The organism is Pseudomonas sp. SDO52101_S400 (genome assembly GCF_054071635.1).
In genome coordinates this window covers 1-25,043 of the sequence record NZ_JBSVWF010000030.1, presented here as the reverse complement: position 1 = coordinate 25,043, position 25,043 = coordinate 1, and the positions used below count along the sequence as shown (strand labels likewise).

26 protein-coding genes and 1 riboswitch are annotated in these 25,043 nt (G+C 60.5%); of the genes, 18 read left to right on the top strand and 8 right to left on the bottom strand.

Annotated elements, in window-relative coordinates; all coding sequences use genetic code 11:
• Window positions 1–124 precede the first annotated feature (124 nt).
• Both ACW9HX_RS16390 and ACW9HX_RS16385 read left to right on the top strand, forming a co-directional pair.
• Complete coding sequence (locus ACW9HX_RS16390) at window positions 125–862, top strand: DUF599 domain-containing protein (protein ID WP_457381405.1); 738 nt, start codon at window positions 125–127, stop codon at window positions 860–862.
• On the top strand, window positions 862–1,263 hold the full coding sequence (locus ACW9HX_RS16385; RefSeq protein WP_096822977.1) for an MAPEG family protein: 402 nt from the start codon (window positions 862–864) through the stop codon (window positions 1,261–1,263). The genes ACW9HX_RS16390 and ACW9HX_RS16385 overlap by 1 nt, the downstream gene beginning before the upstream one ends.
• A 77-nt stretch (window positions 1,264–1,340) precedes the next feature.
• On the opposite strand, the gene ACW9HX_RS16380 is transcribed toward ACW9HX_RS16385, so the two are convergent.
• The gene (locus tag ACW9HX_RS16380) at window positions 1,341–1,577 is read right to left on the bottom strand and encodes a hypothetical protein (RefSeq protein WP_085682944.1); all 237 of its coding nucleotides are present in this window, start codon (window positions 1,575–1,577) and stop codon (window positions 1,341–1,343) included.
• Between the two features lie 158 nt (window positions 1,578–1,735).
• Here ACW9HX_RS16380 and ACW9HX_RS16375 point away from each other — a divergent pair, with 158 nt between their 5' ends.
• The 4 genes from ACW9HX_RS16375 to ACW9HX_RS16360 all read left to right on the top strand — a co-directional run bounded on the left by ACW9HX_RS16375 (window position 1,736) and on the right by ACW9HX_RS16360 (window position 5,444).
• Complete coding sequence (locus ACW9HX_RS16375) at window positions 1,736–2,212, top strand: PaaI family thioesterase (protein ID WP_457381404.1); 477 nt, start codon at window positions 1,736–1,738, stop codon at window positions 2,210–2,212.
• The gene (locus tag ACW9HX_RS16370) at window positions 2,209–2,661 is read left to right on the top strand and encodes a PaaI family thioesterase (RefSeq protein WP_457381403.1); all 453 of its coding nucleotides are present in this window, start codon (window positions 2,209–2,211) and stop codon (window positions 2,659–2,661) included. The genes ACW9HX_RS16375 and ACW9HX_RS16370 overlap by 4 nt, the downstream gene beginning before the upstream one ends.
• An 81-nt stretch (window positions 2,662–2,742) precedes the next feature.
• A complete protein-coding gene (gene htpG, locus ACW9HX_RS16365; protein WP_457381402.1) occupies window positions 2,743–4,647 on the top strand; it encodes a molecular chaperone HtpG in 1,905 nt (634 codons plus the stop codon).
• Window positions 4,648–4,715: 68 nt separating this feature from the next.
• Window positions 4,716–5,444 (top strand): dienelactone hydrolase family protein, encoded by a 729-nt coding sequence (locus tag ACW9HX_RS16360; RefSeq protein ID WP_457381401.1) that lies wholly within the window; start codon window positions 4,716–4,718, stop codon window positions 5,442–5,444.
• Window positions 5,445–5,689: 245 nt separating this feature from the next.
• On the opposite strand, the gene ACW9HX_RS16355 is transcribed toward ACW9HX_RS16360, so the two are convergent.
• Both ACW9HX_RS16355 and ACW9HX_RS16350 read right to left on the bottom strand, forming a co-directional pair.
• Window positions 5,690–6,556 carry a pirin family protein gene (locus ACW9HX_RS16355; protein WP_457381400.1) on the bottom strand — a complete coding sequence of 289 codons (867 nt, stop codon included), beginning with the start codon at window positions 6,554–6,556 and terminating at the stop codon, window positions 5,690–5,692.
• Between the two features lie 61 nt (window positions 6,557–6,617).
• Window positions 6,618–7,034, bottom strand: a complete 417-nt coding sequence (locus ACW9HX_RS16350) for an OsmC family protein (protein WP_096822982.1) — start codon at window positions 7,032–7,034, stop codon at window positions 6,618–6,620.
• Between the two features lie 377 nt (window positions 7,035–7,411).
• Here ACW9HX_RS16350 and ACW9HX_RS16345 point away from each other — a divergent pair, with 377 nt between their 5' ends.
• On the top strand, window positions 7,412–9,037 hold the full coding sequence (locus ACW9HX_RS16345; protein ID WP_457381399.1) for a methyl-accepting chemotaxis protein: 1,626 nt from the start codon (window positions 7,412–7,414) through the stop codon (window positions 9,035–9,037).
• Window positions 9,038–9,090: 53 nt separating this feature from the next.
• Here ACW9HX_RS16345 and ACW9HX_RS16340 read toward each other — a convergent pair whose 3' ends face one another.
• From ACW9HX_RS16340 to purM, 3 genes are read right to left on the bottom strand one after another with little or no spacing between them, the layout of a single operon-like run.
• Window positions 9,091–9,804, bottom strand: a complete 714-nt coding sequence (locus tag ACW9HX_RS16340; protein ID WP_457381398.1) for a DUF3108 domain-containing protein — start codon at window positions 9,802–9,804, stop codon at window positions 9,091–9,093.
• Window positions 9,805–9,812: 8 nt separating this feature from the next.
• The gene (gene purN / locus ACW9HX_RS16335) at window positions 9,813–10,463 is read right to left on the bottom strand and encodes a phosphoribosylglycinamide formyltransferase (protein WP_457381397.1); all 651 of its coding nucleotides are present in this window, start codon (window positions 10,461–10,463) and stop codon (window positions 9,813–9,815) included.
• A complete protein-coding gene (purM, locus tag ACW9HX_RS16330; protein WP_202371112.1) occupies window positions 10,463–11,521 on the bottom strand; it encodes a phosphoribosylformylglycinamidine cyclo-ligase in 1,059 nt (352 codons plus the stop codon). Before purM ends, purN begins: the two co-directional genes overlap by 1 nt.
• 376 nt (window positions 11,522–11,897) lie before the next feature.
• On the opposite strand from purM, the gene ACW9HX_RS16325 reads away from it, so the two are divergent.
• From ACW9HX_RS16325 to ACW9HX_RS16305, 5 genes are all read left to right on the top strand, one after another.
• Window positions 11,898–12,953, top strand: a complete 1,056-nt coding sequence (locus ACW9HX_RS16325; protein WP_457381396.1) for a DUF2066 domain-containing protein — start codon at window positions 11,898–11,900, stop codon at window positions 12,951–12,953.
• 36 nt (window positions 12,954–12,989) lie between these two features.
• On the top strand, window positions 12,990–14,063 hold the full coding sequence (locus ACW9HX_RS16320) for an AI-2E family transporter (RefSeq protein WP_457381395.1): 1,074 nt from the start codon (window positions 12,990–12,992) through the stop codon (window positions 14,061–14,063).
• A 219-nt stretch (window positions 14,064–14,282) separates the two neighbouring features.
• A complete protein-coding gene (gene hda, locus ACW9HX_RS16315; RefSeq protein ID WP_025111852.1) occupies window positions 14,283–14,987 on the top strand; it encodes a DnaA regulatory inactivator Hda in 705 nt (234 codons plus the stop codon).
• A gap of 214 nt (window positions 14,988–15,201) precedes the next feature.
• Window positions 15,202–15,819, top strand: coding sequence for a C40 family peptidase (locus ACW9HX_RS16310; RefSeq protein ID WP_096822988.1), 618 nt, complete (start codon window positions 15,202–15,204; stop codon window positions 15,817–15,819).
• 218 nt (window positions 15,820–16,037) lie between these two features.
• Window positions 16,038–16,574, top strand: coding sequence for a C40 family peptidase (locus tag ACW9HX_RS16305; protein ID WP_457381394.1), 537 nt, complete (start codon window positions 16,038–16,040; stop codon window positions 16,572–16,574).
• 69 nt (window positions 16,575–16,643) lie between these two features.
• Here the strand turns inward: ACW9HX_RS16305 and ACW9HX_RS16300 are convergent, their stop codons facing one another.
• Window positions 16,644–17,957 carry a PQQ-dependent sugar dehydrogenase gene (locus ACW9HX_RS16300; RefSeq protein WP_457381393.1) on the bottom strand — a complete coding sequence of 438 codons (1,314 nt, stop codon included), beginning with the start codon at window positions 17,955–17,957 and terminating at the stop codon, window positions 16,644–16,646.
• A 66-nt stretch (window positions 17,958–18,023) separates the two neighbouring features.
• On the bottom strand, window positions 18,024–18,608 hold the full coding sequence (locus ACW9HX_RS16295; protein ID WP_457381392.1) for a hypothetical protein: 585 nt from the start codon (window positions 18,606–18,608) through the stop codon (window positions 18,024–18,026).
• A gap of 166 nt (window positions 18,609–18,774) precedes the next feature.
• A riboswitch (cobalamin riboswitch) is annotated at window positions 18,775–19,000 on the top strand.
• Between the two features lie 81 nt (window positions 19,001–19,081).
• Here ACW9HX_RS16295 and cobO point away from each other — a divergent pair.
• Genes cobO through ACW9HX_RS16265 form a run of 6 tightly spaced genes read left to right on the top strand, consistent with a single transcriptional unit; the run spans window position 19,082 to window position 25,039 of the window.
• Window positions 19,082–19,693 (top strand): cob(I)yrinic acid a,c-diamide adenosyltransferase, encoded by a 612-nt coding sequence (gene cobO / locus ACW9HX_RS16290; protein WP_457381391.1) that lies wholly within the window; start codon window positions 19,082–19,084, stop codon window positions 19,691–19,693.
• Complete coding sequence (locus ACW9HX_RS16285; protein ID WP_457381390.1) at window positions 19,690–20,985, top strand: cobyrinate a,c-diamide synthase; 1,296 nt, start codon at window positions 19,690–19,692, stop codon at window positions 20,983–20,985. Before cobO ends, ACW9HX_RS16285 begins: the two co-directional genes overlap by 4 nt.
• The gene (gene bluB, locus ACW9HX_RS16280; RefSeq protein WP_102620380.1) at window positions 20,982–21,632 is read left to right on the top strand and encodes a 5,6-dimethylbenzimidazole synthase; all 651 of its coding nucleotides are present in this window, start codon (window positions 20,982–20,984) and stop codon (window positions 21,630–21,632) included. Before ACW9HX_RS16285 ends, bluB begins: the two co-directional genes overlap by 4 nt.
• Window positions 21,629–22,537, top strand: coding sequence for an adenosylcobinamide-phosphate synthase CbiB (gene cbiB, locus ACW9HX_RS16275; protein WP_457381389.1), 909 nt, complete (start codon window positions 21,629–21,631; stop codon window positions 22,535–22,537). Before bluB ends, cbiB begins: the two co-directional genes overlap by 4 nt.
• A complete protein-coding gene (gene cobD, locus ACW9HX_RS16270; protein ID WP_457381388.1) occupies window positions 22,530–23,540 on the top strand; it encodes a threonine-phosphate decarboxylase CobD in 1,011 nt (336 codons plus the stop codon). The genes cbiB and cobD overlap by 8 nt, the downstream gene beginning before the upstream one ends.
• The gene (locus ACW9HX_RS16265) at window positions 23,537–25,039 is read left to right on the top strand and encodes a cobyric acid synthase (protein ID WP_457381387.1); all 1,503 of its coding nucleotides are present in this window, start codon (window positions 23,537–23,539) and stop codon (window positions 25,037–25,039) included. Before cobD ends, ACW9HX_RS16265 begins: the two co-directional genes overlap by 4 nt.
• The last annotated feature ends 4 nt before the right edge of the window (window positions 25,040–25,043 follow it).

The following is a 25,043-nucleotide window of genomic DNA, read 5'->3' as shown; positions in this document are numbered from 1 at the left end:
CGAGCGATTAAACAGAAATGCCCCGTATCAATCGATACGGGGCATTTTTTATGGGCGTGAGGCAGTGTCTTTTTCCCTGAGCTAACGTCGAAGGGTTGCCGAAATCTTCATCACAGGGAATTGCATGTCCTTCATCCAAGCCAATCTTATCCACCTGCTTGCCGCGCTCTGGTTTGTCATCTGCTGGGGCGGTTACACCCGTTATGCCACCTGGAAGGGCCGTGACACAGCGTGCCTGGCCAGCGTGTTGCACCTGTACCGCGAAGACTGGATGCGCCGCATGCTGCTGCGTGACAACCGCATCGCCGACGCCAGCGTGATCGGCAACCTCGAGCGCAACGCCTCGTTCTTCGCTTCCAGCACCCTGATCATCCTGGCGGGCATTCTCACCGTGCTGGGTGCGTCTGAGCGTGCGGTGTCGTTGCTGGCAGACATTCCGATGGTGCAACAGGCTTCCCAGGGCATGTCGGAGATCAAGTTGCTGTGCCTGGCGCTGGTGTTCGTCTACGCTTTCTTCACGTTCAGCTGGTGCATGCGTCAGTACAACTTTGCCGCCGTTCTGGTGGGCTCCGCGCCGATGATCGGTGAGCGTCAGGTCTCCGAGCAGGAGCGCAAGGCGTTCGCTTCACGGGCAGCGCGGGTGATTTCGATGGCGGCCAACCAGTTCAACTTTGGCCTGCGGTCTTACTACTTCGGCATGAGCATGCTGGCGTGGTTCGTCAGCCCGTGGCTGTTCATGCTGATGAGCGCAGGCGTGGTGCTGGTGTTGTATCGCCGCGAGTTTCATTCCGACGTGCTGGATGTAATGGTCTATACCCCTACAGAGGCGCCATTGCCCGAAACGATCAAAGAGGCCGCTTGATGAGTATTCCGTTCTGGTGTGTGTTTATCAGTGCGTTATTGATCTACGTGGCGCGCATGCCGGTAGGCAAAGCCATGAAAGAGCAGGGGGGTTACAACAATCACCTGCCGCGCCAGCAGCAGGCGCAACTTACCGGTTACGGGGCCCGGGCACTGGCGGCACATCAGAACAGCATCGAAGCGTTCATCTTGTTTGCCGTGGGTGTGTTGATGGCGCATACCACGCAGACGGCTGGATGGCTCATAGATACACTGGCGATCATCTTCGTGATCGCACGGATTCTCTACTTGTGGTTCTATCTGGCCGATATCCCGAAGCTGCGCAGTCTGGTCTGGCTGATCGGCTTAGTGTGTTCATTGTTGCTGATGATTAGTCCGACTTTTAGAACTGTCCTGCTCTAAATCGGCATTGGCAGAAAATGACAGGCAAAAGAAAACCCGCACTTGGCGGGTTTTCTTTTTTGCCATCGAGAAGCGGCTTATTGCTTCTTGGCAGCTTCGTCTGCAGCGGCTGCGTTCGATTCGGCCTGATCTTTGGCGGCTTCGGCGTTTTCTTTCGCCGCGTCGTTCACTTTATCCTGAGCTTCATTCATTTTCTGCTGAGCTTGTTCAGCATGTTGGTTGGCATCTTGAGCTTTGTCCTCGGATTTTTTATCGCAGGCAGCGAGACCGAGGGAAGCGGTCAACATCAAGGCAATAGCTAAAGTCTTACGCATGGGGTGTTTCTCCTTATGGAAAATAACTACTGGCCTTAAGAGCGCAGCCCCAAGGGTTAAGTTCCTCATTTCTCTCAGATATATAAGTTTGTTTTGCGATGGAACTTTTGCTGTTCTTTCCACTACCGGGAACAGTGACTAACAAGAGTAATTATCAAATGGCCGAAAACCCTGTTTTTGAGCGCGCGACGCGCTTTCTCTCGGCCTTGCGCCACTGTCAGGTGCTGGGGCTCAAAGTGCACAGCGCCAGCAGCGAAGGCCTGACGGTGGTCTTGCCTTATAGCCCGCAGATCGTTGGAAATCCGCTGACCGGCGTGGTCCACGGCGGGGCGATCACCTCGTTGATGGACACTGCGTGTGGCATGGCCACCCTGTGCGTGCTGCCGGAATTCGAAGTTTGCCCGACCCTGGATTTGCGCATCGACTACATGCATGCCGCCGAACCGCATAAAGACGTCTATGGCTTCGCCCAGTGCTACCGAGTCACCACCGACGTGATTTTCGCCCGGGGCTTCGCCTATCAGGATGATCCTCAGCAGCCGATTGCTCACGTCGTCGGGACGTTCATGCGCATGGGCAAGGGGCTCAAAGGCACAAAAGGATTTGGTGGCGCGATCAAGGGAGACAGCCAATGAACGATGATTTCAAACAGCAACTGCAAGATGCCCACGAAAAGGCTGACTACGCGCCGCTGCTGAAGCTGATTCCCTATGCCGGACTGATCGGCGTCGAGTGTTCTCGAGTCGGTGATGACCTGCTGTTCAAGCTGCCGGCCAACAAGGACAACATTGGTAACCCTTTATTGCCGGCGATCCACGGTGGCGTCATTGCCGGGTTCATGGAGCTGTCCGCCGCCTTGCATCTGTTGATTTTCACGGGGGCGCCCGGCGTGCCGAAGATCATCGACTTTTCCCTCGATTATCTGCGGGCCGGGCAGTTTCGCGATACCTGGGCCCGGTGTCAGGTCTGCCGTCAGGGCCGGCGGGTGGCCAATGTGGCCGTAACGGCCTGGCAAAGTACCGAGAGCGAACCGATTGCTACTGCGCGTGCCCACTTCAAAATCGACGAGCCCTTGAAATCCTGAACACAGCCCCCAACTCAGTGAACAACCCGCCGCAGACCATTAGGGTCGCGGCCAATGCCATCTGATTGGAGTTTGATGACCATGAGTGTGGAAACTCAAAAGGAAACCCTGGGCTTCCAGACCGAGGTGAAGCAACTGCTGCACCTCATGATCCATTCGCTGTATTCCAACAAGGAAATCTTCCTTCGCGAATTGATCTCGAACGCCTCCGACGCCGTCGACAAATTGCGCTTCGAAGCCCTGGCCAAGCCTGAGTTGCTCGAAGGTGGCGCTGAACTGAAAATCCGTGTGAGCTTCGACAAGGACGCCAAGACCGTCACCCTCGAAGACAACGGTATCGGCATGAACCGTGACGATGTGATCACCCACCTGGGGACCATCGCCAAATCCGGCACCGCCGATTTCATGAAGAATCTCTCGGGCGATCAGAAAAAGGATTCGCACCTGATCGGCCAGTTCGGTGTGGGCTTCTACTCCGCCTTCATCGTTGCCGACAAAGTTGACGTGTACAGCCGTCGCGCCGGCACCGCCGCCAGCGAAGGCGTGCACTGGTCGTCGAAAGGCGAGGGCGAGTTCGAAGTCGCCACCATCGACAAGCCAGAGCGCGGCACCCGCATCGTCCTGCATCTGAAATCCGGTGAAGACGAGTTCGCCGATGGCTGGCGTCTGCGCAACATCATCAAGAAGTACTCCGACCATATCGCGCTGCCGATCGAGCTGCCAAAAGAAGTGGCCGCTGCCGAAGGCGAAGAGAAGCCAGCCGTTGAGTGGGAAACCGTCAACCGTGCCAGCGCCCTGTGGACCCGTCCTCGCACCGAAGTGAAGGACGAGGAATACCAGGAGTTCTACAAACACATCGCCCACGACTTCGAAAACCCGCTGTCGTGGAGCCACAACAAGGTCGAAGGCAAGCTCGAGTACAGCTCGCTGCTGTACGTGCCGGCTCGCGCACCGTTCGATCTGTACCAGCGTGAAGCGCCGAAAGGCCTGAAGCTCTACGTACAGCGCGTGTTCGTGATGGATCAGGCCGAGTCGTTCCTGCCGCTGTACCTGCGCTTCATCAAGGGCGTGGTCGACTCCAACGACCTGTCGCTGAACGTGTCGCGGGAAATCCTGCAGAAAGACCCGATCATCGATTCGATGAAGTCGGCGCTGACCAAGCGCGTGCTGGACATGCTGGAAAAACTGGCGAAGAACGAGCCTGAGCAATACAAAGGCTTCTGGAAAAACTTCGGTCAGGTCATGAAAGAAGGCCCGGCAGAAGATTTCGCCAACAAGGAAAAAATCGCCGGTCTGCTGCGTTTTGCATCGACGACTGAAGGCGACGGCGAGCAGATCGTCGGTCTGGCTGACTACCTGGCACGCGCCAAGGAAGGTCAGGACAAGATCTACTACCTGACCGGCGAGACTTACGCGCAGGTCAAAAACAGCCCGCATCTGGAAGTCTTCCGCAAGAAAGGCATCGAAGTGCTGCTGCTGACCGACCGCATCGACGAGTGGCTGATGAGCTACCTCAGCGAATTCGACGGCAAGAGCTTTGTCGACGTCGCGCGCGGTGACCTGGACCTGGGCAGCCTGGACTCGGAAGAGGACAAAAAGGCCGCGGAAGAAGTCGCCAAGTCGAAAGAAGGTCTGGTCGAGCGTCTGAAAACCGCATTGGGCGAGGCCGTTGCCGAAGTCCGGGTTTCCCATCGCCTGACCGATTCGCCGGCCATTCTGGCCATCGGCGAGCAGGACCTGGGTCTGCAAATGCGTCAGATCCTCGAAGCCAGCGGGCAGAAGGTGCCGGATTCGAAGCCGATCTTCGAATTCAACCCGAAACATCTGCTGATCGAAAAGCTCGACAAAGAGGCCAGCGAAGATCGCTTCAGCGACCTGGCGCACATCCTCTTCGACCAGGCCGCCCTGGCGGCGGGTGACAGCTTGAAAGACCCGGCCGCTTACGTGACCCGTCTGAACAAGCTGCTGGTCGAGCTGTCGGCCTGATCAAGCTGTAGAAAAACCCGCTTCGGCGGGTTTTTTCATTCTGGAATTCAACCAATCTGGAGTCAGAAATGAGCCAAGTCACTGTACGTTCCGTGGTCTATCAGATTGACGGCCAGCCTTATGAAGGTCGCCTGGCGTTCGACGCCGAGCACAAGGGCGCGCGTCCGGGCCTGCTGATGGCGCCGAACTGGATGGGTGTCAGCGCTGGCGCTGAAGAGATCGCCAAATCGGTGGCGGCCAAGGGCTACGTGGTGCTGATCGCCGATGTGTACGGGCAAGCGGTGCGTCCGCAGAACGGCGATCAGGCTGGCGCGGCGATGATGCCGCTGAAGAATGACCGTGCGTTGCTGCGCAAGCGTATGCAGGCTGCGTTCGAACAATTGCAGAAGCAGGGCGAAGCCGCAGTCGATACTTCGAAACTGGCGGTGTTCGGTTTCTGCTTCGGCGGTTGCTGTGCACTGGATCTGGCCCGTACCGGTGCAGCGGTCAAGGCTGCGGTATCGTTCCACGGCACGCTGGATTCGCCGAACCCGGCGGATGCGAAGAACATCAAGGGCTCGGTGCTGGTGATGCACGGCGCTTCTGATCCGCTGGTACCGAAAGAGCAGTTGCCGGCATTTGAAGACGAGATGAATGCGGCTGGCGTGGACTGGCAATTGCTGAGCTACGGCGGCGCAGTGCACTCGTTCACCGATCCGCACGCCAACGTGCCGGGCAAGATGATGTACGACGCGAAAACCGCTGCGCGGGCGTTCAGGTCGATGCATGACTTGCTGGAAGAAGTGTTCAAGGGTTGAAGCCTGAAGAGCAAAAGCCTTAAGAGCAAAAGCCTTAAGAGCAAAAGCCCCTCATCGGAACGCCGCCCGCCTAACCCTCTCCCTGAGGGAGAGGGGACTGATTGGGGCATATTCCAGAACTACGCCGACCTGAGCTTGCTTAGCTGAATCCATAATCGACTCGGTCTTTCAGGTCGAAGTATGATGCAAGACACCTCGGTCGGCTCCCTCTACCCTTGGGAGAGGGCTGGGGTGAGGGCAGGCGGTTAACGCGGCAATTCAATCCGCTCGACTTCCCCCGGCACCGTCGGCCAATCCCCAACCGCCCACTTGCGCCGCGCCTCATCGATGGCCGCCGGATCGCTCGCAACGAAATTCCAGTTGATCCGCCGTGGCCCGTCCAGTGGTGCGCCGCCGAACAGTACGGCATGACTGTCGCTCTCGGCGAACAGGCTCATCTCTTCCCCGGCCGGCAACACCACCAGCGCATGCGGCTCGACCGCTTCGCCATTCAACTGCACATCGCCGCTCAACACATAGAGCGCCCGCTCGTCATGTTCGGTCGGGATCAGCAGGGTGGTTGCAGTCTGCATCTTCAGTTCGGCATACAGCGTCGGAGAAAGCACCGGCACCGGTGATTCCAGACAAAAGCCTGACCCGGCAATCATGCGGATCTGCACGCCGAGGTTATCGCTGACCGGCAATGTCGACGCCGGGTGATGGCTGTAATGCCCGGGACCCTGTTCGTGTTCCTTGGGCGAGGCGAGCCAGATTTGCAGCCCGTGCATCTTGAAGCTTTGTTCCCACAGCGGTTCGGGTGTGCGCTCGACGTGGGCGATCGCGCTGCCTGCCGTCATCCAGCTGACATCGCCGGCGCTGACGACTTGATCGGAGCCGAGGCTGTCCTTGTGCTGGATCTGCCCCTCGAACAAATAGGTCAGGGTCGACAGGCCGATGTGCGGATGCTGTCGGATGTTCATCCCTTTGCCGGCGGGATAAACCGTTTCAAGCATGTGATCGAAAAACACGAAGGGCCCGACGCTGCGGCATTTTGCTGACGGCAACGGGCGCAGGATCGGCTGCCCTTCGACGTCTTCGGCGCGTGGGCGGATGATCAGGGGTTGGGTGTCCATGGTCCATTCCAGGCTGAGCGGGTGATGCGTGGAGCATAACCCGCCGGTGTCGTCTTGGTGATTACTGGCTGTCGAAGCCTTGTGGGGCATGGGTTTCGATGGTGACTTCGCTGGTGGTCATCAGTTTGTGGATCGGGCAGCGATCAGCGACTCGCAACAGTTCTTCGCGCTGTGCGTCGGTGAGTACACCTTTTAGCGTCAGGGTGACGTGCAGGGCGTATTTGCCTTTCTGTTCCTGGCTGTTGTCGCGCTTGACCTCGACACCGACGCCAGTGAGCGGGATGTCTTTTTTCTTTGCGTACAACTTCAGCGTCAGGGCCTTGCAGGCACCGAGGGCGGCGTCGAAATAATCGTGCGGCTCCGGAGCCGAGCCTTCGCCGCCGGCAGTCGTCGGAACATCGGCAAACAGTTCATGCTCATCGATCTGGACGGTGTGACGGAAACCTTCGGCGGAGATGGTATTGACGGTGACGGTCATGTGAACCTCGCAAGCAGTAGGAAAAGTCATTCGATCAAATAAGACCTTGCAGGTATAGAGCATTCCCACAGGGGGCGCGTTCCACTTTCTTGCCGGTGCGCGGCAGGGCGGCAGGTTATGCCGGTAGGCCGAGGAATACTTGTGTCGGTGTTTCGTCTGTCGACCTGTTTCAAGGTTTACAGGTAACTTGCCGTTGATCTTGCCGCGAACAGCGTTCAAGTCCGGCAAACCTTCGCTGAATCGTTAATGCCGAGAGTTCGAAGTATTAAGGCCTTTTGATATCACGTTTTGGTCTTACGCAAATTTTCGCCGGGCCGATACCTTCTAAAGCAGCCAGCTGCAGGGTTGATGCAGCGCTTTTGGAAGGAACCAGAGCAATGAGTATCCGTAGTCTCAATATTGCCCCCCGTGCGGGGCTGGGCTTCGGCCTGTTGGCGCTGATGGTGTTTGGCCTTGGCGCGTTCGCCCTGATGCAGATGTCGAACATGCGTGCCCAGTCCGATGAGGTCGACAACAACTGGCTGCCGAGTGTGATGGCGGTGGGTGAAATGAGTCAGGACATGCTGCGCCTGCGCGCCCTGACCATGCGCCTGCTGCTCAATCGCGATCCTCAGGCGCTTGATCAGAATGTCGGCAAGCTCAACGAGCTGCGCGGTGTGTTGAGCGAGGCCCAGCAGCGCTACGACGTGTTGATCGTGTTGCCGGAAGAGCGGGCGCTGTTCGACCGCTTCAAGGTGGCCGAACACAAGTATTTGGAGTTTCAGGCCCAAGTGATGGCGCTGTCGGCCCAAAACCGGGTGGAAGAGGCGGCGAGCATTCTCAATGCGCAGATGAGCCCGCTGGCCGATGACATTGCTGTGACCCTTAAAGAGCTGGTGGAGCTGAACAAGCACAATGCCAACCTCGCCACTGAGGCTGCGCGCCTGGTGTTCATCAATTCGCGGGTTTGGGTCGGAGTGATGATCGGTATCACTGCGTTGATCACCATTGGTCTGGCGCTGCTGCTGACCCGCAGCATCGTGGTGCCGCTCTCGCAATCGCTGGGGGTTGCCGAAGTGGTGGCTGGCGGCGACCTGACTGGCGATATCAGTATTATCGGCAAGGATGAGCCGGCGCGGCTGCTGCACGCGCTCAAAAGCATGCAGCACAACCTGCGCGACACCATCCGGCGGATTTCGGAGTCTTCCAGTCAATTGGCCTCGGCTTCTGAAGAGCTGAGCTGCGTGACCGAAGATGCGACGCGCGGGTTGCATCAGCAGAGCCTGGAGATCGAGCAGGCCGCTACGGCGGTGAATCAGATGACCGCTGCGGTGGAGGAGGTTGCCAGCAACGCCGTGGCGACTTCCGAGGCGTCGCGCGAGTCGGACCGCATCGCCCAGCATGGCCGTGAGCAAGTGCAGCAGACCGTGTCGTCCATCGAGCTGCTGGCGGACGATGTCACTGCCAATGCCACGCAGGTGGAGGATCTGGCGCAGAAGGTCTACAGCATCAGCAAAGTGCTGGAGGTGATCCGCTCGATTGCCGAACAGACCAATCTCCTGGCATTGAACGCAGCGATCGAAGCGGCACGCGCCGGTGACGCCGGGCGTGGTTTCGCGGTGGTGGCCGATGAGGTCCGGGCGTTGGCCCATCGCACTCAGCAGTCGACTCAGGAAATCGAACAGATGATCGGCGGCATCCAGCAGGGCACCGATTCGGCGGTCAGTTCGATGCAGCAAAGCAATGTCCGTGCGCGTTCGACGCTCGATCTGGCGAAAGCTGCCGGGGTGGCGCTGGAGGAAATTGCTTCGGCGTTCACCCTGATCAATGAGCGCAATCTGGTGATCGCCAGTGCGTCGGAAGAGCAGGCCGCGGTGGCGCGGGAGGTGGACCGCAATCTGATGAACATCCGCGATCTGGCGATGCAGACTTCGGCCGGGGCCAATCAGACCAGCGCCGCGAGCCAGGAATTGTCGCGGCTGGCGGTGGATCTGAACAACATGGTGGCGAAGTTCTCGGTTTGATCACCGATCGACAGGCGAAAAAAAGCCCCGCATTTGCGGGGCTTTTTGTTGGATCAGCTGCCTTTGACAGTCTTGCCGTTGACCGTGCCGTCCAGGAGCATGATGTTGTACTCCTTGCCGTCGGTTTCGACCTGTTGCAGGCGGACCAGCAGGTAGTCCCAGTCCTTGGCGAACCACATCACGGTGGTGCGTTTGCTTTGCGTCGGGTCGCGCACGCGCTCGACCTTGATGGCGTCGATCTTGCCAGCCTTGGTTTCGACTTTCTCGGTACCCAGGACGCGGAAGTCATAGGTATCGACATCGCCACCGTCGACCACTTGATAGCTCATGGTCTTCTTGCCGGAGGCAACGTCATGCTGAAGTGCAAGCTGGTAAGTGGACTTGTCGACCATGCCACGGTTCAGCGGGACTTTCACCGCGTCGCCGCGATCGGTGCCGGTGACCATTTTGGTGGTCCAGTCGAAGTCCAGATCAGCCTTTTTCGCTTTGCCCAGACCGCCACGTTCGAAGTGGTAGGACTGCGGGAGCAGGGTGTCCTTGTCCAGGGTCAGGGTGCTTTCCTCGGACAGGCTGGCGATCATCATCGAAGCCTTGAAGGTGAGCTTCCAGACGCCGTTGGCTTCCTTGGTCAGACTGCGTTCGGCAGTGCCGCTCATGGGCAACTGTTTCCAGTCGGCTGTGTAGCTGGCGGAGAACGGTTGAAGGTCTGCCGCCTGGGCGAAAGGCAGGGCGAGCAGAGCGCAAGCGAAGAGCAGGGCGCGACGCATAAAATCTCCTAGTTTCGAATCAAGTGACCGCTGGCCCCGAGTAACTGGCCATCCAGTAAAGCACCTTGCTCGCCGAGGGTCAGCCGTCCTTCGGCAAACCAGCGTACGGCCATCGGGTAGATCAGGTGTTCCTGAACGTGAACCCGTTGCGCCAGACTCTGCGGCGAATCGTGCAACTCTACCGGTATTACTGCCTGTACGACCAGTGGTCCGCCATCGAGTTCCTCGGTGACGAAGTGCACGGAGCAGCCGTGTTCGGCGTCGCCGGCCTCCAGCGCGCGCTGATGAGTGTGTAACCCTTTGTATTTGGGTAGCAGCGACGGGTGGATGTTGAGCAGGCGACCCTGGTAATGACGGACGAAGTCAGCACTGAGAATGCGCATGAAACCGGCCAGTACCACGAGTTTGGGCTTGAAGGCGTCGATCAGTTCGATCAGGGCGGCATCGAAGGCCTCGCGGCCCTCGAATCCCTTGTGATCCAGCGAGCGGGTGGCTATACCCGCGTCGCTGGCGCGTTGCAGGCCGTAGGCGTCGGCGCGGTTGGAAATCACCGCAGCGATGCGGACCGGGCTGTCGCCAGTCCGCGTGCTGTCGATCAGAGCCTGCAAGTTACTGCCGGTGCCGGACAACAGCACCACGACATCACAGGTATTAGGCATTAGTGAGCCTTGAGGTTTTTCAGCTCGACCTGTGCAGCGCCTTCGGCAGCGGCAGCGATCTGGCCGATGACCCAAGGCTGTTCGCCAGCGTCACGCAGGGTGTTCAGGGCAACTTCAACGTGCTCCTGAGCCACGCAGATCACCATGCCCACGCCGCAGTTCAGCACGCGGTGCATCTCGGTTTCGTCAACGTTGCCTTTCTCTTGCAGCCAGTCGAAGACCGCCGGGCGAGTCCAGCTGGCCACGTCAACCACGGCTTGAGCGCCTTTTGGCAGAACGCGCGGGATGTTGTCCAGCAGGCCGCCGCCGGTGATGTGGGCCATGGCCTTGACGGCGCCGGTGTCCTTGATCAGCTTGAGCAGCGGCTTCACGTAGATGCGGGTCGGGGCCATCAGCAGTTCGGTCAGCGGCTTGCCGTCGAGCTGAACGGTTTCAATGTCGGCGCCGGACACTTCGATGATCTTGCGGATCAGCGAGTAGCCGTTGGAGTGTGGGCCGGACGATGGCAGGGCGATCAGGGCGTCACCGGTGGCCACTTTCGAGCCGTCGATGATTTCCGCTTTTTCCACGACGCCGACGCAGAAGCCGGCCAGGTCGTAGTCTTCGCCTTCGTACATGCCAGGCATTTCAGCGGTTTCGCCGCCGACCAGGGAGCAACCGGCCAGTTCGCAGCCGGCACCGATACCGGTGACGACAGTGGCGGCAACGTCGACGTTCAGCTTGCCGGTGGCGTAGTAGTCGAGGAAGAACAGCGGCTCGGCGCCGCACACCACCAGGTCGTTGACGCACATGGCGACCAGATCCTGGCCGATGCTGTCGTGCTTGTTCAGGTTCAGCGCCAGACGCAGCTTGGTGCCAACGCCGTCAGTGCCGGAAACCAGTACTGGCTGCTTGTAGCCGGCCGGGATTTCGCAGAGGGCGCCGAAACCGCCCAGTCCGCCCATGACTTCCGGGCGCGCAGTGCGCTTGGCGACGCTCTTGATGCGTTCGACCAATGCTTCACCGGCGTCGATGTCTACACCGGCGTCCTTGTAGCTCAGGGAGGGTTGCTTGCTCATGATCCAGGCCTTTAGGGGAGGGGATTCAGGGGTAACGACCGAGTCCAGCGGGAACGCCGAATCCGACAGGGGCGATTGCCTCACGCGAAGTTCGGGGTGCCCGGCTGTTGCCGGTCTGCGAAGGCGCGCGATTTTATCAGGCTTGAGGGGCAGCGGCCATCCTCACGCCGACGGGCAGGGGCATATCGGCCGAAATTTTTTGCAAATGAAGCTGTGGGTGACATCACGGGTGCCTGTATAAGGAACCGTCTATCGTTAGGGCTGTGCAAAAACTTATCGCCAGCGTGTGAATGTTTTGCAACGGCCAGTGGTCACAGGCTTGCTCAATCCGTTTCACGCGGCCTGTTCCAGCCGCTCTTGTCGACGGGAATTCTCCATGCGTTTGTTTAAATTGCTGTTTGTGGGCTGCTTGTCTCTGGTCAGCCTGGCGAGCCAGGCCGAAAACGTCAAAGGGCTTTATCAGGTGCGCGAACCGGTCAACGGCCAGTCGCCGGAGGAGCGTGATCGCGCCACCCAGTCCGCGCTCGACACGCTGGTGTTGCGTCTCACCGGTGACCCGAAGGCGCCACAGAACCCCGGGCTGGCGCCGATTCGCAAGGATCCGCAGCAGATCATCAGTCAGTTTGGCTTCGATGCCGGGCCGCCTGAAGTGTTGAAGGTCGATTTCGACCCGGCCACCACCGAGCAGGCATTGCGCCGCGCCGGGCTGGCGCTGTGGGGCGCGAGCCGGCCGTCGATCCTGAGCTGGTGGCTGAACGACTCCGCCGAAGGTTCGAGCCTGGTGGGCGACGGTCAGGCCAGTGCCGCGCCATTGCGGCGTGCCGCCCAGCACCGAGGGTTGCCGTTGCGCCTGCCGCTGGCGGATCTGAGCGAGCAACTGGTCGCGACCGCGCCAACGCTCGAAGGCACCGATCCCGCGCCGTTGCATGCAGCTTCTGAGCGTTACAGCGCTGACGCCTTGCTCGCCGTGCATGCACGCGAAGAAGGCGGTCAGTGGCAAGCCAAATGGCATTTGTGGCTGGGCGATCAAAAGGAAGCCGGCAGCGTGCAAGGGGCTGATCAAGCCGCCGTCGCCGATGCTGTGATGCTGGCGGTCGCCGAGCGTCTGGCGCCTCGTTTTGTCGCCAAGCCTGGCGCTTCGGGTCAGCAGACTCTGGAAGTGCAAGGCATGAATCTGGAGCATTACGCGACGTTGTTGCGGATGCTTGAGCCATTTGGTGTGCGGCTGCAGAGTGTCGATGCCGATCGCATTGTGTATCGGGTGAACGGCAGTGCCGACCAACTGCGGGCACAGTTGTCGCTGGCGAAGTTGCAGGAAATGCCGGCTGAGGCGCCGGCTCCGGTGGCTCCGCAACCCGCAGTGCCGGGCGGTGCGCCTGTCGTTGCGCCGGCACCGGCACCTGCGGCGCCGTCGTTGCGGTTTCGCTGGTAGGTTTTTCTTTCATATATAGAAGCAATGGAGTGTTACATGGCCGATACGCGGCGTTGGTTCTGGCTCGGTGGGGTGCTCCTGCTTTGCGCGTTTGTCTGGTTGCTGCATCCGATCCTCACGCCGTTTCTGGTGGCGCTGTTGCTCGCTTATCTGTTCGACCCTTTGGTGGATCGTCTTGAGCGGCTTGGCTTGTCCCGCACCTGGGGCGTGATTGCGGTGTTCGCCTTGTTCACCCTGATCGTCACCACGCTGTTGCTGGTGCTGGTGCCGATGCTCGCCAAGCAGTTACTGCGCCTGTATGAGCTGGCACCGCAGATGCTCGACTGGCTGCAGCACACGGCGCTGCCATGGGCGCAGTCGAAGCTGGGGCTGTCGGAGGGCTTCTGGAAATTCGACAAGGTCAAGGCGGCGATCACCGAACACATGGGCCAGACCACCGACATCGTCGGTGTGGTGCTGAGTCAGGCCACGGCCTCAAGTCTGGCGCTGATCGGCTGGTTGGCGAATCTGGTGCTGATCCCGGTGGTGAGTTTCTACTTGCTGCGCGACTGGGACGTGATGATGGCCAAGATCCGCAGCCTGTTGCCGCGTGACCGCGAAGAGCGTGTGGTGGCTCTGGCTGGCGAGTGTCACGAGGTGCTTGGCGCTTTCGTGCGCGGCCAGTTGCTGGTGATGCTGGCGTTGGGCGTGATCTATGCGGCGGGCCTGATGATTGTCGGCCTGGAACTGGGCCTGTTGATCGGCCTGATCGCCGGTCTGGCGGCCATCGTGCCATATATGGGGTTTGTGATCGGGATCGGTGCGGCGTTGATTGCCGGGCTGTTCCAGTTCGGTGGTGATCTGTATCCGATGATCGGGATCGTGGCGGTGTTCATGGTCGGTCAGGCGCTGGAAGGCATGGTGCTGACCCCATTGCTGGTCGGTGATCGAATCGGCCTGCATCCGGTGGCGGTGATCTTTGCGATCCTGGCGGGCGGCGAGCTGTTCGGCTTCACGGGTGTGCTGCTGGCGTTACCGGTGGCGGCGGTGATCATGGTGTTGGTGCGCCACGTCCATGACTTGTACAAGGACTCCGATATGTATAGCGGAGTGGATGATCCGAAGCTGTAAGGCGGTGAAGGGGCGCCCGGTGGATTGCCGGGTTGGCCCGTCTCATGCAGGCAATGCTGGCACCCGTGCGCCAAAGAAACTGTCATAAAACCAGCGTGTTAACGCAAACCTTTGATTTTGCTTGGGGTCTGTCGCATTGTGCGCTCCGCTTCACGGGTATAAACTTCGCACACTTTACACAGAGGCCACTAACGGTTCCTTGGGAACTGTTCAGTCAGCATGAAACCGATTCAGCTGCCCCTAGGTGTGCGTCTGCGTGACGACGCCACCTTCATCAACTACTACCCAGGCGCAAATGCCGCTGCACTCGGCTATGTCGAGCGTCTATGCGAAGCCGACGCCGGCTGGACCGAAAGCCTCATTTATCTGTGGGGCAAGCACGGGGTAGGGCGTACGCATCTGTTGCAGGCTGCTTGCCTGCGTTTCGAACAGATGGGCGAGCCGGCGGTGTACTTGCCGTTGGCCGAGTTGATGGATCGCGGCATCGAAATTCTCGACAATCTTGAACAGTACGAACTGGTCTGCCTGGATGACTTGCAGGTAATCGCCGGCAAGCCTGACTGGGAAGAGGCGATGTTTCACCTGTTCAACCGTCTGCGCGACAGCGGTCGCCGGTTGCTGATCGCTGCCTCTACATCACCGCGTGAACTGCCGGTAAAACTGGCTGACTTGAAATCACGCCTGACCCTGGCGCTGATTTTCCAGATGCGTCCTCTTTCCGATGAAGACAAATTGCGTGCCTTGCAATTGCGCGCATCCCGTCGCGGTCTGCATCTGACCGATGAAGTCGGGCATTTTATTTTGACTCGCGGGACCCGCAGCATGAGCGCGCTTTTTGACCTGCTAGAGCAACTCGATCAGGCCTCTTTGCAGGCTCAACGCAAGCTGACCATTCCCTTCCTGAAGGAAACCCTGGGCTGGTAAAACCGGGGCTTTCAGCGGGTTTTGGCATATTTCAGGCGCCAGAAAATCCGCTTTCCTGTGCACTGCACAGGCTGCGTCTCGATTCAAATAGGCTTAAGCGCTTAGATGTAAACGAGAAACCGAGAAGTCACAAAAAGATCGATTGAATTTGCAAATGAGGCTGATAGCGGGCATAGTCTCGGCTTCTTTACAACTATCAGCCACGGTCGTGCCCATGCTAAAGCGCTTCGCACCCCTCGTGCCTCTCGCACTCGTCACCCTGTTGTTCGGTTGCGCTGCTCATTCACCTGTTAATCAAGAGCAGCAACAGGCTAAAAATTCTGCCACCGCCCAGTCTTCCGTTATTTATCAGGAAGAGCTGGACACCGAAAAGGAACTGGCCGCCTTCAACGGCAAGAAGCCTTACCAGCTTCCGGTTCTGGCAGACAGTATTCTTGAACGCGGCATGTCCCTGATCGGTACCCGTTACCGTTTCGGCGGTACCTCTGAAGCCGGGTTCGATTGCAGCGGTTTCATCGGCTACCTGTTCCGCGAAGAAGCCGGCATGAACCTGCCACGCTCTACCCGCGAAATGATCAACGTGGATGCTCCGCTGGTATCGCGCAGCAACCTCGAGCCGGGCGATCTGCTGTTCTTCGCCACCAATGGTCGTCGCGGTCGTGTAAGCCACGCCGGGATCTATCTGGGCGACAACCAGTTCATCCACTCCAGCAGTCGTCGCAGTGGCGGTGTCCGCATCGACAGCCTGGGTGACAGCTACTGGAGCAAGACCTTCATCGAAGCCAAACGCGCTTTGGCGAACGCTCCAACCGTGGTTACCGCTCGCAAGTAATCACGTCTTTGTCGCCACGCTCGTGGCGACAAGCGGTCCTTCAGGGGTAATAGACTTAAACTTTACAAGGTGAAGTTAAAGTCTTACTTGAAGTTTGCCGCGTAGCCGCTAGAATCCTCATCTATATTGATGGCAAACCGCCTGCGTCCCAACGCAGGCGGTTTTGTTTTCTGTCGAATCGGCAGTAAAAGCCGCAGCCAGATCAGGATGTTCTGCTTATGACGATGTCGGCCCGCCTCACCTTGATGTTCTTCGCAGCGCTGCTCAGCGCTTGCGCCAGTCGCACTCCGCCGCCAGCCCCAGTGGTTCGCGCGCCGATTGTGTTCGGATCCTCCCAGGCCTTTTCTCCTGCCGCCGAAGACGTGCTGTTCCGCGCACTCGGGCTTGTGGGCACGCCTTATCGCTGGGGTGGCAACACGCCGGATTCGGGCTTCGATTGCAGTGGCCTGATCGGCTTCGTCTACCGCGATGCTGCTGGCATCACCCTGCCGCGCTCCACGCGCGAGTTGATCGTCATGCAGGCACCGAATGTCGGCAAGGAAGGGCTGCAGACCGGCGACCTGATCTTCTTCGCTACCAATGGCGGCTCTCAGGTCAGCCATGCGGGGATTTACGTCGGGGAAGGGCGCTTCGTTCACGCCCCGGCCACCGGTGGCACGGTGAAGCTGGACAGCCTGTCGAAAGCGTATTGGCAGAAGGCCTACCTGAGTGCCAAGCGTGTGCTGCAGCCGGAGCATCTGGCGCATAACCCCTAGTCATTCGAAGCAATAAAAAACCTGTGGGAGCACATTGGCTCCCACAGGTTTTTTTGTTTCAGGGCCGGGCTACTTGGCGGCTGACACTCGCCACACCTTGTTCCCCACATCATCTGCCACCAGCAGCCCGCCTTGCTGGTCGATCACCACGCCGACCGGGCGACCCAAAGCGTTCTCGTCCTTGTCGAGGAAACCGGTCAGCACATCGACTGGCGTTCCGCTCGGTTTGCCGGCGTCAAACGGGACGAAGATCACCTTGTAGCCACTGTGCGGCTTGCGGTTCCACGAGCCGTGCTGGCCGATGAATGCGCCTTCCTTGAATTGCGCCGGCAGTGTGTTGCCCTCGGCGAAGGTCAGGCCCAGTGAAGCGGTGTGCGGGCCGACCGCGTAGTCGGGAGCGATGGCCTTGGCCACCATCTCTGGCCGCTGTGGTTCTACGCGCACATCGATGTGCTGGCCGTAATAGCTGAATGGCCAGCCATAGAAGCCGCCGTCCTTGACCGAGGTGATGTAGTCCGGCACCAGGTCGCTGCCGATCTCGTCCCGCTCGTTCACCGCTGTCCACAGCGCGCCGCTTTTGGGTTCCCAGGCCAGACCGTTGGGATTGCGAATGCCGGAGGCGAAGATCCGGTGATTGCCGGTGGCGCGGTCCACTTCCCAGATTTCCGCGCGACCTTCTTCCTGATCCAGGCCGTTTTCGCCGACGTTGCTGTTAGAGCCGACTGTGACGTACAGCTTGCTGCCGTCCTTGCTGGCAATGACGTTCTTGGTCCAGTGATGGTTGAGCGGGCCACCCGGCAGATCCACGACCTTGATCGGCTGGCTTTTGATCTCGGTTGCGCCGGGTTCGTAGTGGAAGCGCAGCAAGCGGTCGGTGTCGGCGACGTACAGATCGTTGCCGACCAGGGTCATGCCGAACGGAGAATTCAGATTTTGCAGAAACACCGTGCGGGTTTCCGCCACGCCGTCGTGATCGGTATCGCGCAACAGGGTAATGCGGTTCGGGCTGGGAACCCCGGCGCCGGCGCGCCCCATGACTTTTTTCATCACCCAGCCGCGTATGCCCTTGCCGTCGTCCGGTTTTGGCGGGGCATTGGTTTCCGCCACCAGCACATCGCCGTTGGGCAGCACGTAGAGCCAGCGTGGGTGATCGAGATTTTCGGCAAACGCCGCCACTTGAGTACCTGCCGCTGGCGTCGGTTTCGCGCCGGCCGGCCAGCCGATCGCCGGGGCGATGTTCACCGTCGGAATCAGGGTCTTGTTTGGTTCGGGCAGTTTGGGGGACGGGCCGGTGCCGTCCGAGACTTGCAGGCTGGAGGATTCACCACAGGCGGTGAGCCCTCCGGCGAGTGCGATGACGAAAACGAGGTGGGGCTTGCGCATTACTGATCTTCCCTATGAATGCATTCCTAATCATAGAGAAGTGCGCGAGCCCGATGGTTCAACCGCTCAGCCGCGCGCCTCCTTGAACAACACGGCAATACCGGGATGGTAGTTGCCGGCTTCGCTGCGCAATTTGCGGTAGGCGTAAGGGAAGTACCAGGCCACGGCGCAGGTGTGTTCCTTTTGCAGGTCGTCGACCATGTCCTGCAGTTCTTCCGGGCTGGCGCTGTGCTGGGCTTTTTGTGGTGCGACGAACAGGCAGCCGAGTTTGAGATCGCTGGCGTAGCTGATGCGCTTGGCGTCGCTGGTGATATCGGCCAGGGCCTGGGTCAGATTCAGGCTGTTGACGCGCGGCCAGCGCTGCGTCGCCTGAATATAAGCGCGATCTTCGGGGCCGGCCAGGAACAGGTCGGCACGTGCATTGCGCTCGCCTTCCTCGTTCTGCTTGCGTGTGGCGGTATCGCGCAGGGTGACCAGTTCGGCCATCCATGCGGCGGCTGACAGAAGGCCGAGGTTGGCTTTTTCGTCGTGCCAGTAAGGCGTGTCGTTGTCGCCGCGCACGGCGTTGTAACGGTCGATACAGTCAAACCAGCGTTCCAGCACCGGGCGCAGGAATTCCAGCCGCGGATTGCTGATGATCGTGCCTTGCATGGTGCTCTCCCTTGTTATTGTGATGTGCTCTCTGCATTCAAAAAGCATGGCTCTTTGATATCACTGCTGACAGTGTGGCACAAGATTGGCGTCAGATAATTGATCGACGGCAGTTATTCGCTTTCAGGGGGCCTCTTCATTTGACGCTCCACCCCCAACCCTCTAACCTTCGCGGCTTGTTTCAGGTGCTCTGTGACCGCTGTCGACAGAGTGAAACAGGGAAGCCGGTGAGGATGGTCTTCACGCGAAGAGCCATCACGATCCCGGCGCTGCCCCCGCAACGGTAAATGAGTAAAAGCTGCGTTCGATGCCACTGCTGCAAAGCGGGAAGGCGCGCAGCCAGGCCTGGGCCGCTCATGAGCCCGGAGACCGGCCTGATCCATCCAGCGGCATCACGGTGGGCGATGCCAGGCTTGTTGCCGTCTATTCTTGTGCCTGCCCGCCGTTATCCAGCCTCAACGGAGAGCTCCCCCATGACTGATTCCCCCGAGCGCGACGAGCGCCACCTGGCGCGCATGCAGCGCAAAAAAGCCGTGATCGACGAGCGCATCGCCAATTCGCCAGACGAATGCGGCCTGGTGCTGGTGTTGACCGGCAATGGCAAAGGCAAAAGCAGCTCGGCGTTCGGCATGCTCGCCCGCGCGATGGGGCACGGCATGCAGTGCGGCGTGGTGCAGTTCATCAAGGGTCGCAACAGCACCGGGGAGGAACTGTTCTTCCGCCGTTTCCCCGAGCAGGTACGTTTTCATGTGATGGGCGAGGGCTTCACTTGGGAAACCCAGGATCGCCAGCGCGACATCGCCGCCGCCGAGGCTGCATGGGAAGTCTCCCGCGAACTGTTGCGTGACCCGACGATCGGCCTGGTGGTGCTCGATGAGCTGAACATTGCGCTCAAGCACGGTTACTTGGATCTGGATCAGGTACTCAGCGATCTGCAGGCCCGTCCGCCAATGCAGCACGTGATCGTCACCGGTCGCGCCGCGAAGCCGGAAATGATCGAGATGGGCGACACCGTCACCGAAATGGGCATGATCAAGCACGCCTTCCAGGCTGGTATCAAAGCGCAGAAAGGCGTCGAACTTTGAATCAACCACGTCACTGCCCGGCGGTACTGATCGCCGCGCCGGCCTCTGGTCAGGGCAAGACCACCGTTACTGCCGCACTGGCCCGTCTGCACCGCAATCAGGGGCGCAAGGTCCGCGTTTTCAAGTGCGGCCCGGACTTTCTCGACCCGATGATCCTCGAGCGCGCCAGCGGTGCGCCGGTCTATCAACTGGACATGTGGATGGTCGGCGAGCAGGAAAGTCGTCGATTGCTGTGGGAAGCCGCCGCCGAAGCGGATCTGATCCTGATAGAAGGTGTGATGGGCTTGTTCGACGGCACGCCATCAAGTGCCGATCTGGCGCGGCATTTCGGCGTGCCGGTGCTTGGCGTGATCGACGGCACGGCCATGGCCCAGACATTCGGCGCCTTGGCGCTGGGCCTGGCGCGCTATCAGCCGGACCTGCCGTTCGCCGGCGTGCTGGCCAACCGCGTCGGCACCGTGCGCCATGCGCAGTTGCTGGAAGGCAGTCTTACCGAAGGCCTGCGCTGGTACGGCGCGTTGTCCCGGGAAACCGGGATCGAACTGCCAAGCCGTCATCTCGGCCTGGTGCAGGCCAGCGAACTGAATGATCTCGACCTGCGTCTCGACGCCGCCGCCGAAGCGCTGGCCAGCACCTGCGAGGTAGCGCTGCCACCGGCCGTCGAATTCGCCGCGCCTGAAATCGTCAAGACCGAAAGACTGCTCGAAGGCGTACGAATTGCCGTCGCCCGTGACGAAGCCTTCGCTTTCACCTATGGCGCCAGTCTCGACCTGTTGCGGGCGATGGGCGCGGAGTTGCGTTTCTTCTCGCCGATCCGCGACACGCAATTGCCCGACGCCGACAGCGTTTACCTGCCCGGCGGTTATCCGGAATTGCACCACGTTGCCTTGTCGCAGAACGCAGACATGCTCAAAGCGATTCGCGCGCATCACGCCGCCGGCAAACCGCTGCTCGCCGAATGTGGCGGCATGTTGTATCTGCTCGACTCGCTGACCGATGTCGAAGGCACTCGCGCCGAACTGGTCGGTTTGCTCAAGGGTGATGCGGTGATGCAAAAGCGTCTGGCTGCGCTGGCTCTGCAATCGGTCGAACTGCCGGAAGGCTTGCTGCGCGGCCACACTTATCACCATTCCCTGACCACCACCGAACTGACGCCGATTGCCCGTGGCCACAGCCCCAATGGCGGGCGCGGTGCGGAAGCGGTGTATCGGCAAGGGCGGATGACTGCCTCATACGTGCACTTTTATTTTCCGTCGAATCCGTCGGCGATTGCCGCACTGTTGGTGCCATGACCGACAACGCATTCACTGAAACCGAGCGCGAAGCGGTCTATCGCGCTATCGCCGAACGTCGCGACATGCGCCACTTCAGCGGCGGCACGGTCGAGCCTGAATTGCTTCGCCGATTGCTTGAAGCCGCACATCAGGCACCGAGCGTCGGCCTGATGCAGCCATGGCGCTTCATCCGCATCAGCGATCGCGCCTTGCGTGGCCAGATCCAGAACCTTGTTGAAGAAGAACGCGTACGCACCGCCGAAGCCCTCGGCGAGCGCAGCGACGAGTTCATGAAGCTTAAGGTCGAAGGCATCAACGACTGCGCCGAAGTGCTGGTCGCCGCTTTGATGGATGATCGCGAGCGACATATTTTCGGTCGCCGCACGCTGCCGGAAATGGACATGGCCTCATTGTCCTGCGCGATCCAGAACCTGTGGCTGGCCGCGCGCGCCGAAGGCCTGGGCATGGGCTGGGTGTCGCTCTTCGAACCGCAGGCGCTGGCCGATCTGCTGAAACTGCCGGCCGGGGCCAAGCCGCTGGCGGTTCTTTGTCTGGGGCCGGTCAAGGAATTCTATCCGGCGCCGATGCTGGTACTCGAAGGGTGGGCGCAGGCGCGTCCGCTCAATGAGCTGCTGTATGAAAATTTCTGGGGAGTGAGTCAATGAGTGTGGCGTTGTTGAGTGTCGCCGCGGTTGCGCTGGATGCGCTGCTGGGTGAACCGAAACGCTGGCATCCGCTGGTGGCGTTCGGTAATTTCGCCGGGCGCATCGAGCAACGATTCAATAGCGGTGGGCGCGGCTGGCGCAGCCATGGCGTCACCGCGTGGGTGATTGCAGTGCTGCCGCTGACCCTGCTCGCCACGGCATTGTCCTGGGCGCCGTATGTGGGCTGGATCGTCGAGATTCTTGCGCTGTATTGCGCCCTCGGCATGCGCAGCCTCGGCGAGCACGTCGAGCCGGTGGCCAAGGCCCTGCGCAGTGATGATCTGGAAGAGGCGCGCAAGCGCGTGGGTTATCTGGTCAGCCGCCAGACCAGTGAGCTGGACAGCACCGCTGTCGCCCGCGCCGCCACTGAATCGGTGCTGGAGAACGGCAGCGATGCAGTGTTCGCCGCGCTGTTCTGGTTTGTTGTGGCCGGTGCGCCGGGTGTGGTGCTCTATCGCCTGAGCAACACGCTCGACGCGATGTGGGGCTATCGCAATGAGCGTTTCGAGCGTTTCGGCTGGGCGGCGGCGAAGATCGACGACGTCCTCAACTACATTCCTGCGCGGCTGGTGGCGTTGACCTACGCGCTGCTGGGCAAGACCCGACTGGCGCTGAAATGCTGGCGCACCCAGGCGCCAAAATGGGACAGCCCGAATGCAGGCCCGGTGATGGCGGCTGGCGCAGGTGCCTTGGGCGTCGAGCTGGGCGGGCCGGCGATTTACCACGGCGAGCTGCACGAGCGTCCGCAGTTGGGCGAGGGCGTGCCGGCGGATGCAGATTCCATTGATCGCGGCTGGCAATTGGTCCAGCGCGGGGTATGGTTATGGCTGCTGATTCTCTGCGTGGGGGCTGAATTCTATGCTTGAGCACGGTGGCCGGTTGCGCAGGGCGGCGCTCGAATACGGCATCGCGGAAGAGGACTGGCTCGACCTGTCCACCGGTCTGGCGCCGTGGCCGTTTCCGGTCCCGGACATCCCGCTGCGGGCCTGGGCGCGCTTGCCGGAGAACGATGACGGTCTGGAGCAGGCAGCGTGCGACTACTACGGTGCCGCGCAAGTGTTGCCGGTGGCCGGTTCGCAGATGGCCATCCAGTTGCTGCCGCGATTGCGTCGGGCCGGCAAGGTCGGCGTGCTGTCGCCGTGTTATGCCGAGCATGCCGAAGCCTGGCGCCGTAGCGGCTATATCGTGCGTGAAGTGCTGGAGCAGGAGGTCGACTTTTTTCTCGACAGCCTCGACGTGCTGGTGGTGGTCAATCCGAACAACCCCACGGGCCTGAACCTGACCCCGGCGCGGTTGCTCGACTGGCATGCGCGGTTGGCCCAGCGCGGCGGCTGGCTGGTGGTCGACGAAGCGTTCATGGACAACACGCCGCAACTGAGCCTTGCTCCGCATGCCCATCAGGTCGGTCTGATCGTGTTGCGTTCGTTCGGCAAGTTTTTCGGTCTGGCCGGTGTGCGGCTGGGATTCGTGCTCGCCGAACGCAAGTTGCTCCGGTTGCTGGCCGAACAGGTCGGACCCTGGGCCGTCAGTGGGCCGACCCGCGTGCTGGGCCAGGCTTGTCTGCAAGACACCGAAGGCCATACCCGCCAACGGATCCGCAGCGACGAGGTCAGTGAACGGCTGGCTGCGCTGCTCGAACGCTACGGCTTCAAACCTCAGGGCGGCTGCGCGCTGTTTCAGTGGCTGATCACCGAGCACGCGACCGCGCTGCACGAATTCATGGCCCGACGCGGCATTCTCCTGCGCCTTTTCGTGCACAACAGCAGCCTGCGTTTCGGCCTGCCCGCCAATGCCGCCGATGAGGCGCGTCTTGAGCAAGCCCTGCAAGCATTCGCCCTGGACCGCTCTATGGAAAAAAAACCAGCATGACCACATTAATGGTGCAGGGCACCACCTCCGATGCCGGCAAAAGCACGCTGGTGACGGCGCTGTGTCGCTGGGCAACCCGCCAGGGTGTGGCCGTGGTGCCGTTCAAACCGCAGAACATGGCGCTCAACAGCGCGGTGACTGCCGATGGCGGCGAGATCGGCCGGGCCCAAGCGGTGCAGGCGCAGGCCTCGCATCTTGAACCGCACACCGACATGAACCCGGTGCTGCTCAAGCCCAACAGCGACACCGGCGCCCAGGTCATCATCCATGGCCGGGCTGTCACCAGCATGAACGCCGTCGCCTATCACGACTACAAAGCCATCGCCATGCAGGCCGTGCTCGCCTCCCATGAGCGCTTGAGCGCCGCCTATCCGCTGGTGATGGTCGAGGGCGCGGGTTCGCCGGCAGAGATCAACCTGCGTGCCGGCGACATCGCCAACATGGGCTTCGCCGAAGCGGTGGATTGCCCGGTGCTGCTGATCGCCGACATCAATCGTGGCGGCGTGTTTGCCCATCTGGTGGGCACGCTGGAACTGCTGTCGCCGAGCGAGCAGGCGCGGGTCAAAGGCTTCATCATCAACCGTTTTCGCGGTGACATCGCCTTGTTGCAACCGGGCCTCGACTGGCTGGAACAGCGCACCGGCAAACCGGTGGTGGGCGTGCTGCCGTACGTGATGGATCTGCATCTGGAAGCCGAGGACGGCATCGACCAGCGCCAGACCGACAAGGCCGAACAAGTCCTGAAAGTGGTGGTGCCGGTTCTGCCGCGCATCAGCAACCACACGGATTTCGATCCATTGCGACTGCATCCGCAGGTGGATCTGCAATTCATCGGCCCGGGGCAAGCGATTCCGCCGGCCGATCTGATCATCCTGCCGGGCTCGAAAAGCGTGCGCAGTGACCTGGCGTATCTGCGGGCCAATGGCTGGGAAGCGGCCATCAGTCGTCATCTGCGTTACGGCGGCAAATTGCTGGGGATCTGCGGCGGTCTGCAAATGCTCGGCGAGCAAGTACACGATCCGCTGGGCCTGGAAGGCGCGCCGGGTTCCAGCGCCGGTCTGGGGTTGCTGGCGTTTGAAACGCAGCTCGAAGCCGAGAAGCAGTTGCGCAATGTGCGCGGGCGTCTGGCGTTGGAAGATGCCGAAGTCAGCGGTTACGAAATTCATGCGGGTGTGACGACGGGAGCTGCGCTGGAAAACGCCGCTGTGCATCTGGACGACGGCCGCTGTGATGGTGCGCAAAGTCTCGATGGACAGATTTTCGGCACCTACCTGCATGGCTTGTTCGAATCGCCGGAGGCCAGTGCGGCGTTGTTGCGCTGGGCCGGTTTGAACGATGTGCAGGAGGTGGATTACCACGGCTTGCGCGAACGCGATATCGAGCGGCTGGCGGATCTGGTGGAGAAGCATCTGGATACCAATCTGTTGTGTGAACTCTGTGGCATCCAGGCTGGATGTGATGGCCTCTTCGCGGGCAAGCCCGCTTCCACAGGGGGCTGAGGTG

Excerpts from the sequence above, each read along its gene's own strand:
- ACW9HX_RS16295 (WP_457381392.1), bottom strand. The coding sequence starts at position 18,608 with ATGCAAGGCACGATCATCAGCAATCCGCGGCTGGAATTCCTGCGCCCG.
- cbiB (WP_457381389.1), top strand. The coding sequence starts at position 21,629 with ATGAGTGTGGCGTTGTTGAGTGTCGCCGCGGTTGCGCTGGATGCGCTG.
- htpG (WP_457381402.1), top strand. The coding sequence starts at position 2,743 with ATGAGTGTGGAAACTCAAAAGGAAACCCTGGGCTTCCAGACCGAGGTG.
- purN (WP_457381397.1), bottom strand. The coding sequence starts at position 10,463 with ATGCCTAATACCTGTGATGTCGTGGTGCTGTTGTCCGGCACCGGCAGT.
- ACW9HX_RS16305 (WP_457381394.1), top strand. The coding sequence starts at position 16,038 with ATGACGATGTCGGCCCGCCTCACCTTGATGTTCTTCGCAGCGCTGCTC.
- ACW9HX_RS16300 (WP_457381393.1), bottom strand. The coding sequence starts at position 17,957 with ATGCGCAAGCCCCACCTCGTTTTCGTCATCGCACTCGCCGGAGGGCTC.
- hda (WP_025111852.1), top strand. The coding sequence starts at position 14,283 with ATGAAACCGATTCAGCTGCCCCTAGGTGTGCGTCTGCGTGACGACGCC.
- ACW9HX_RS16265 (WP_457381387.1), top strand. The coding sequence starts at position 23,537 with ATGACCACATTAATGGTGCAGGGCACCACCTCCGATGCCGGCAAAAGC.
- purM (WP_202371112.1), bottom strand. The coding sequence starts at position 11,521 with ATGAGCAAGCAACCCTCCCTGAGCTACAAGGACGCCGGTGTAGACATC.
- ACW9HX_RS16360 (WP_457381401.1), top strand. The coding sequence starts at position 4,716 with ATGAGCCAAGTCACTGTACGTTCCGTGGTCTATCAGATTGACGGCCAG.
- ACW9HX_RS16375 (WP_457381404.1), top strand. The coding sequence starts at position 1,736 with ATGGCCGAAAACCCTGTTTTTGAGCGCGCGACGCGCTTTCTCTCGGCC.
- ACW9HX_RS16340 (WP_457381398.1), bottom strand. The coding sequence starts at position 9,804 with ATGCGTCGCGCCCTGCTCTTCGCTTGCGCTCTGCTCGCCCTGCCTTTC.
- ACW9HX_RS16345 (WP_457381399.1), top strand. The coding sequence starts at position 7,412 with ATGAGTATCCGTAGTCTCAATATTGCCCCCCGTGCGGGGCTGGGCTTC.
- ACW9HX_RS16385 (WP_096822977.1), top strand. The coding sequence starts at position 862 with ATGAGTATTCCGTTCTGGTGTGTGTTTATCAGTGCGTTATTGATCTAC.
- ACW9HX_RS16370 (WP_457381403.1), top strand. The coding sequence starts at position 2,209 with ATGAACGATGATTTCAAACAGCAACTGCAAGATGCCCACGAAAAGGCT.
- ACW9HX_RS16310 (WP_096822988.1), top strand. The coding sequence starts at position 15,202 with ATGCTAAAGCGCTTCGCACCCCTCGTGCCTCTCGCACTCGTCACCCTG.
- ACW9HX_RS16320 (WP_457381395.1), top strand. The coding sequence starts at position 12,990 with ATGGCCGATACGCGGCGTTGGTTCTGGCTCGGTGGGGTGCTCCTGCTT.
- ACW9HX_RS16355 (WP_457381400.1), bottom strand. The coding sequence starts at position 6,556 with ATGGACACCCAACCCCTGATCATCCGCCCACGCGCCGAAGACGTCGAA.
- ACW9HX_RS16325 (WP_457381396.1), top strand. The coding sequence starts at position 11,898 with ATGCGTTTGTTTAAATTGCTGTTTGTGGGCTGCTTGTCTCTGGTCAGC.
- ACW9HX_RS16380 (WP_085682944.1), bottom strand. The coding sequence starts at position 1,577 with ATGCGTAAGACTTTAGCTATTGCCTTGATGTTGACCGCTTCCCTCGGT.
- ACW9HX_RS16390 (WP_457381405.1), top strand. The coding sequence starts at position 125 with ATGTCCTTCATCCAAGCCAATCTTATCCACCTGCTTGCCGCGCTCTGG.
- bluB (WP_102620380.1), top strand. The coding sequence starts at position 20,982 with ATGACCGACAACGCATTCACTGAAACCGAGCGCGAAGCGGTCTATCGC.
- cobD (WP_457381388.1), top strand. The coding sequence starts at position 22,530 with ATGCTTGAGCACGGTGGCCGGTTGCGCAGGGCGGCGCTCGAATACGGC.
- cobO (WP_457381391.1), top strand. The coding sequence starts at position 19,082 with ATGACTGATTCCCCCGAGCGCGACGAGCGCCACCTGGCGCGCATGCAG.
- ACW9HX_RS16350 (WP_096822982.1), bottom strand. The coding sequence starts at position 7,034 with ATGACCGTCACCGTCAATACCATCTCCGCCGAAGGTTTCCGTCACACC.